Genomic DNA, 6,938 nt, shown 5'->3' on the forward strand with positions numbered 1-6,938 from the left:
AGTAAATAAGAGTTGAACATCTTTGCGTTCAACAATTTCAGGCACATGAAAAGAGATAACCTTTCTGCTAAACATAAATCCTCCTGGCATATTATTATTATTAAAAACCCTTGAAAATTTCATTATTCTTTTAAGAGATTATCATAATCGGGTGAAATTTTTCGATTTATATAAAGATACGTAAGCAGTCATAGACAGGAAAAGCACAAAGTCCCGACAATCGGGGTTAAGGAGGAAATCAATGGGAACTAAAGTAACAGCGTCAGATACCCCAAAAATATATCCACGTAATGTTCAAACAGAACCAACTTACTTAAAAATGCTACGCCAACACAAGTTCCATTATGCCATCACAGGAACAGCAAGAAAAGGTTTTACAATTGAAGGTTTAGACACAGGAAAAACCGCACGTATATTATTAGGAGCAAATTTAGAAAGAATAATAGGAGCTTTGGATGAAAACAGACAACCCCAAGCAATTCAAAATTTGCTGGTTTTTGCAGACAAACATTGTAACTTTACTTTTTGTAGAAATACAATAATAGAGGCTCTAGACACATGGCTGAAAAGTTATCAAACAGCAACGATAGGATTAGAATTTTTAAAAAACCATTTAAAACAAGATACACTTAAAATGGATATGGAATTCAAAATTCCAGGAGCAATAGGACTTATACCTAAGGATGGACATCGAGTGGCTTTTCTTCCATACGGATCAAGTTTTCTTGTCTCATCAGAAGAACTTTTGGCTGTTATTAACCATGGTCGGGGTTAAATTTGAAACCAAATAAGATGTAAGGACTGTTGAGTAATGACAATTTTTGCGATTTGTCATCCCCGCGAAAGCGGGGATCCACACGGGAATGACCATTTCGCAACAGTCCCTTGAAGGATTACAGCCCCCTTAACGGATCGCCTGTCCCTCGAGCAAAAAAAAGCCCCCGGTTTCCCGAGGGCCTTCAGTTTGAAATTACTGAGAGACTAGAAGCTTCTGCGGAATCCGCCGCTTCTATCGTTATCTCTTCTGTCAGTCTTAGGCTTAGCTTCATTGACTGTGATTTCACGATCGCCCCACTTATAACCGCTTAATGCAGCTATAGCTTTTTCGGCATCGGCATCTTCCATATCAACGAAACCAAATCCTCTGGACTTGCCTGTCATCTTGTCTGTCATAACTCTGGCTGACAATACAGCGCCGAATTCTGAAAACTTAGCTTCTAAATCTTCATTTTTTACAGACCAAGGAAGGTTCCCAACGAATATGCTCTTCATGTTATAGTATTCTCCTTTTACTTATTTTTCTGCGATTAACGGATGAAGAGCTCTTAAAGAAGCATCAACACGACAAAAGAGGCAGACTCTTATGTTCTTTACCATTAAACTTCGACCTTTAGATTATAACACATATTAATATTGAATATCAACCACATCTTTTTGTCAAGAGTTATGGCTAAAGCTATAGCCACGATATATAAACATTATTCTTATCATTTGGATCAACTTTAGCCTGATAAATATTGCCGGGGATTATTCTTGATATTATAATCTTAGACACAAGCTGTTGATGATTATTTACGATGTAATCATCCTCTTTTTTTTCATGTAAAACTTCAAGATTAAATTCTAAGACAGGATCAAAATTAACAAGCTGACCAGTATCCCGTAAACTTATAATTTTCACTTTTACAGGTTGCCCCGAAGCGCTTAGCTTGTTCATTCTGTTTTGCTCTTTCAAAAAACTTGCCATAGATTCCATTTTTTTGGAAGCGCTCTTTAGCGAATCATGTGGCTTAAAAGAACCCCAAAAGAACTTATTAACAACACTACTAAAAATAAGAAAAAAAATACCAAAAAGGACTAAACTCTTCCCTATTGGAGACAACATAAAAAATGAATCCTGATGAATAAAGGAAAAAACAATAATTGCTATTCCAATTAATACGATATAAAAGCCTGTCATTTTTTACTTCAAGAACTCATTGTACAAATTTCCGAATCTCATCCTGACAGGTTCATTTGTCCCCATTCTGGCAACCCATCCGTTTTGCACCTTCTGCCAAGCGCCGGAAGGAACCCCTTTACTTTCAGCATATTTATTTACAGCTTCCAACCCCATAACCGCATTCTTCATTAGACCCGCGGAAATTTCGGCATACAAATCAAGAGTAACCCCTTCTATAGGAGCCCACATCGGATCATTTAAATTAACAGGTTGAGCCGCCGCCTGTTGACTTTTCATTGCCCCTTGTTGAAACCCCTTCGCTTGATCCACCATATCCTTTGCATTTTTCAACATATCAAACATACCCATTTTGTTTTCCTCCTTTACATCAAAAACACCTTATCCATCTTTCCGACAAATTGTATCAACATTTCAAAATAAAATCCAGGGGATATATATAAAAGTTCGAGGGATCGAGGTTTCAAGTGTCCAAGAGGTCAAGAGAGATTTCATAGAAACAAAGTTATCATATTACTACTAAAATGTAAAGCAATTTTAAGGTCTACATTAAAATTTTAGCATTAATACAATAAAAATAATGTGTATAAATACTAATTTAATACTAATAAAAGAAAGTTCAAAGAGATTCTACTAGTTTGCTTGCCTCTTTCTTCACTCCTCATTCTTTATCTCCTTTCTCTTCCATTCTTCTTCCTCTTTGGGGGCTGGGAAGCACAGAAGACAACAAGCTTCTAATAGCCTCTAATTTTTTTTGCATTAGTTTCGTCCCATTTAACAATTGCTTTTTTCTGATGATCACCAATACTTTTTATTTCAATATATAATTTTACGCCTTTTGCCTCTCCAACGATTACTTCTACCTGTCTATTTCTTTGATCAACAGAAGTTCTCGTCCTTCCCCAGGTTAAATTTAAGTATTCCCAATCACGTTGTTTCCATCCTCTTTTTTTATAATCTACTACATCTTCCCAAGTATTAGAAAGGCTAAGCGACCTTAAAACAGATATTATGGCATCACTTAAAATATTTACAGATCCTCTAAAATTTTCTCGACTGGTAACCCTCCATTTTGGTTCTAAAAATTCTACCTCGCGAATTTCTGCCGATAAAAGAGCGGCACAAACACATCGAGGAATACTAACACTCCAATTTTTTGGCATAAGCTTTTTTTTGGTGTTCCTATCTCTGCACATAAAATTTTCTTCTTCATAAAATAATCTTGAGAAGGTTACTAAAGCTTTTTTAGGATCAAGCTTAAATGATTGTTCTATTTCACAAGTTGCCGGCATAAAATCACCTAATATCGTATGTGGTGGGAAATAAGAAGTCTCTATTAATTTTACCGCAAGCCTTCTGGAAAAACTACTTAAACCTTCCATATACTTATGTCTAGAAGAAAACAAAACACATTCAGCTCTTTGCGCCCACAACGAAACCTTTGTCATTTTTATTCCCATGATTACATACCTCCTTAAACTAATTACCCTATTTCAAATAAACTTACTACCTCCTTTCCTTATTATTCCATCATGCATAAACTTCTAATAAAACTTATAAATATTTCATTATATAAATTTATATAAATTTTATATTCATATATTTTATGCTGTATAACAATAAAAATAATGGCAAAATAATACAAAAATAGTACAAATTTATATAAAATATTTATAGAATATACTGAAATTTTTTTATAAAAAATATGATAAAATGATATAAGATAAAATGGCAAAAAAAGTTAAAATCAAAGATATTGCAAAAAAAGTCGCCTGTTCCCCTGCGACAGTATCACAAGCTTTTCATAACCCTAAACTCGTAAATAGAAAAACAAGAATGGAAATTTTGGAGGCTTGTGAGCAATTAGGTTATGTAAGAAGGACATTGAGAGGAAAGAGAAAGAAGATCATAGGAATAACAGGTCCGACACATCATGTCATACTTGGTGATTATTATAACGCTGTAACCAAATCGATTTTGTCATCAGCAAAAGAAGAGGGAATAAATGTAATAATTGAATCCTTCGATGATAAGGAAGATACCCTCCCCTATATGTTTTCAAAAAAGGTTTTAGACGGTGTGATTATTTTGGGGGTTATTTCACAGGAACACCTCTTAATGATAAAACAGGAAAACATCCCTCTCCTTATCTGCGGCAGGCCGACTTCGTGGATCGAATTAAATACCGTATGGAGCGATGGGAGATCGGGTATTTATGAAGCGACTAAGCACCTTATTGGATTGGGGCACAGAAAGATAGCTTATGTTACTGGAAGTGATTTTTTTGATCCCATAACATCAGACAGGCTTGACGGATTTAAATATGCTTTAAAAGAAGCAGAAATCTCTCTGCCTGAAGAATATATTATTATCGGGGATTTTGATGTATGCAAAAATCTTATATCAAAAGAGGCGGATAATATTTTAAAGCTAAAACCGATGCCGACCGCTATCGTATGTGAAAGCGATGGAATAGCTTATAAAATCTACCACAGATTGACAGAAGCAGGGTTGAAAATTCCAAAGGACATTTCTATCACAGGATTTGACAATCTCCCCTTTCCTCCCTACATAAACCAGGTAAAACCAAATATTACAACTGTCGACATCAATTTAGAACAACTTGGAAAAGCGGCTGTTAAAGAACTGCTAAGCAACATCGTTTCTCCGTCAGAAGTGGCATATAGATACACTTTGCCGGTTAAATTAATAGTAGGAGAAACAACCGCACAGGTTAAATAGTCAAGTAATGGGCTTGTTACATAATGGTAGTTTTTGCAATTTGTCATCCCCGCAAAAGCGGGGATCCAAGACAAATCCGTCACTCATATCTTAATGCTTCAATCGGAAGTAACTTTGATGCCCTCCATGCAGGCCAAAAAAGGTCACCATGTCCGTAGAATTTTCTAATGCTAATAAAAATCGTGTGAAATTTTTTATATTATTAAAAGATACTCACTTGTTAAATAGATAAAAAAACAAGGAGTGAATAAAAAATGAATTTATTAGTAGGAACAATAAAAGGAATAAGCTTTCGAGGTGGAGAAGCGCCAACCCAAAGCGAAGGAATGCAAATTCTTAAACAAAGGCTGTCAGGCAATGGAAGATACTTTCGTCCTGGTGATACAGTAGATAACGTTTTTAATATTTTGCAAAAAAGACGACCGGACAATGTACAAGTAGGTCAGGAATCTATACAGTTTACAGATATTGTTTCTGAACTTCAATTTGTAGACTTACCGATGTCTCCTATTGACAATGGAGTTGAAATGACTGGTTATATTTCAAGCGGGTTCTTTCTTAGGACTATGTTAGGAGCAAATATTATAAATGAAAATTTTGGAATAGATTGGCGTGAAAACGCTTGGGATCCTGATGGTCGCGGGAATTTTGATCTTTTTCCAAAAGAATTTTGGGATGATAATAATGGAGAAATCACATTATCTTTTTTAAGTGCTCTTTCGCCAGAAAAAAAAGCCGCCCCTATGATTTATGTAAGTTATAATGAAGCTGCTGAATTTGTACGCAGGCTTAATTTAGTAAGGGGAGGAACAGGCTATGAATTTGGTTTGCCAACACTTGAAGAGTTCAGCGCAGCGATAAAAAAAAATGTTGTGCAACCCTTTCATGAAAAAAGAAATCCATGTTTAATATGGATAACCAATCCGAAAAAGACCCCTATAATGGATGAGTACAAATCATATACAGAACCAGGTTCACCGCCAAAGGATATATATAAGTATAGTCCAAATATTTATGATTATATGCCGGCTACACATAAAAAAGAGAGAGCGAACCTACGCACTAAATATTTTATGGAAAACTACCACGAAGAATGGCAAAACGATCTGGCAGTTGCAATCCCAACTTGCTTTACTGCCCACAGTCGCAGTAGCAGTTCTTTATATGAGCATATTTGGGATATTAAGAACTATACCCCAATTGCATTACGTATTGTAAGGCGTCCGACAAGCTAGAGATAAATGAAAAATGTCCTAATGAAGAATGACTAATGCACAAATTCATTAGTCATTAACCCCGATTATTCATAGACTAACAAAATTTTAACAGTCTATTAAAAAATTCCTTAGGTATGAATAATCGGGGTTAAGTCTTTTTCCTTCTCATTCATATCGTAGTGCTTCAATAGGCAGCAATTTTGATGCCCTCCATGCGGGCCAAATGCCAAAGATGACACCAACTAAAACCGAGAATGTAAATGCCAATATTATAGATCCCGTAGATATAAAAATTACCCATTGCGCAAGGGTCGACAAAATATAAGAAATTAAAATACCAAAACCTATTCCGATTATTCCACCAAACAAACATATAAGAACAGCCTCAACTAAAAATTGGACAAGTATGTCGCTTCTCTGCGCGCCAAGAGCTTTTCTCAATCCTATCTCATGAGTCCTTTCCATTACCATAACAAGCATTATGTTCATAATGCCGATACCGCCGACAAGAAGACTTACAACCGCAACTGATCCTAGAAGATATGAAAGCGTTGCAACCATGGCACTCGCCGCCTGCTGGATTTCTGCCATATTTATAATGTCAATGCTTTCGCGGTCAGACTCCTGCATGCGGTGAAGACGCATCAATTCGCTTGTAATCTGCTGTGAAACATAAGCCATAGAATCGAGTTTTTTCACCTTGACCTCAAAATAATCTATATAATCATCCCCCATAAGCCTGTACATTGCGGTTTTGACAGGGATAATTATCTGGTCATCAAGGTTTGTCCACCCGCGTGCTCCCTGCTCGGCTGCCACTCCAACAATTTGAAAACTAATACGATTGATGCGGACAAACTGCCCAACAGGGTTTTGGTTGCCAAATAGTTCATCAGCAACAGCTTTGCCCAAAATGGCAACTTTATCCCTGGCATTGGCCTCTCCTTGAGTAAAAAATCTTCCATATTGCATCCCCGAAGTGTGCAAATTTTGATAATCGATACTTGTGCCAACTACAC

At 36.2% G+C, this 6,938-nt stretch carries 9 protein-coding genes; 3 read left to right on the plus strand and 6 right to left on the minus strand.

Going from position 1 to position 6,938, the window contains the following annotated elements; all coding sequences use genetic code 11:
- Positions 1–241 precede the first annotated feature (241 nt).
- Positions 242–775 (plus strand): hypothetical protein, encoded by a 534-nt coding sequence (locus A2290_01925; protein ID OGC13496.1) that lies wholly within the window; start codon positions 242–244, stop codon positions 773–775.
- Positions 776–981: 206 nt separating this feature from the next.
- Here the strand turns inward: A2290_01925 and A2290_01930 are convergent, their stop codons facing one another.
- The 5 genes from A2290_01930 to A2290_01950 form a co-directional block, all read right to left on the minus strand.
- Positions 982–1,272 (minus strand): RNA-binding protein, encoded by a 291-nt coding sequence (locus tag A2290_01930; protein ID OGC13497.1) that lies wholly within the window; start codon positions 1,270–1,272, stop codon positions 982–984.
- Between the two features lie 184 nt (positions 1,273–1,456).
- Complete coding sequence (locus A2290_01935) at positions 1,457–1,960, minus strand: hypothetical protein (protein ID OGC13498.1); 504 nt, start codon at positions 1,958–1,960, stop codon at positions 1,457–1,459.
- A gap of 3 nt (positions 1,961–1,963) precedes the next feature.
- Positions 1,964–2,311 carry a hypothetical protein gene (locus A2290_01940; GenBank protein ID OGC13499.1) on the minus strand — a complete coding sequence of 116 codons (348 nt, stop codon included), beginning with the start codon at positions 2,309–2,311 and terminating at the stop codon, positions 1,964–1,966.
- Between the two features lie 383 nt (positions 2,312–2,694).
- A complete protein-coding gene (locus A2290_01945; protein OGC13500.1) occupies positions 2,695–3,420 on the minus strand; it encodes a hypothetical protein in 726 nt (241 codons plus the stop codon).
- Between the two features lie 62 nt (positions 3,421–3,482).
- Positions 3,483–3,695 (minus strand): hypothetical protein, encoded by a 213-nt coding sequence (locus A2290_01950; protein ID OGC13501.1) that lies wholly within the window; start codon positions 3,693–3,695, stop codon positions 3,483–3,485.
- On the opposite strand from A2290_01950, the gene A2290_01955 reads away from it, so the two are divergent.
- Both A2290_01955 and A2290_01960 read left to right on the plus strand, forming a co-directional pair.
- Positions 3,689–4,702, plus strand: a complete 1,014-nt coding sequence (locus A2290_01955; protein ID OGC13502.1) for a hypothetical protein — start codon at positions 3,689–3,691, stop codon at positions 4,700–4,702. The genes A2290_01950 and A2290_01955 overlap by 7 nt on opposite strands.
- Before the next feature lie 254 nt (positions 4,703–4,956).
- On the plus strand, positions 4,957–5,937 hold the full coding sequence (locus tag A2290_01960) for a hypothetical protein (protein ID OGC13503.1): 981 nt from the start codon (positions 4,957–4,959) through the stop codon (positions 5,935–5,937).
- Positions 5,938–6,084: 147 nt separating this feature from the next.
- On the opposite strand, the gene A2290_01965 is transcribed toward A2290_01960, so the two are convergent.
- Positions 6,085–6,891, minus strand: a complete 807-nt coding sequence (locus A2290_01965) for a hypothetical protein (GenBank protein OGC13504.1) — start codon at positions 6,889–6,891, stop codon at positions 6,085–6,087.
- Between the last annotated feature and the right edge of the window lie 47 nt (positions 6,892–6,938).

The sequence above is a fragment of the candidate division WOR-1 bacterium RIFOXYB2_FULL_36_35 genome (assembly GCA_001771505.1).
Taxonomy (GTDB): Bacteria; Margulisbacteria; WOR-1; order XYC2-FULL-46-14; family XYC2-FULL-37-10; genus XYB2-FULL-36-35.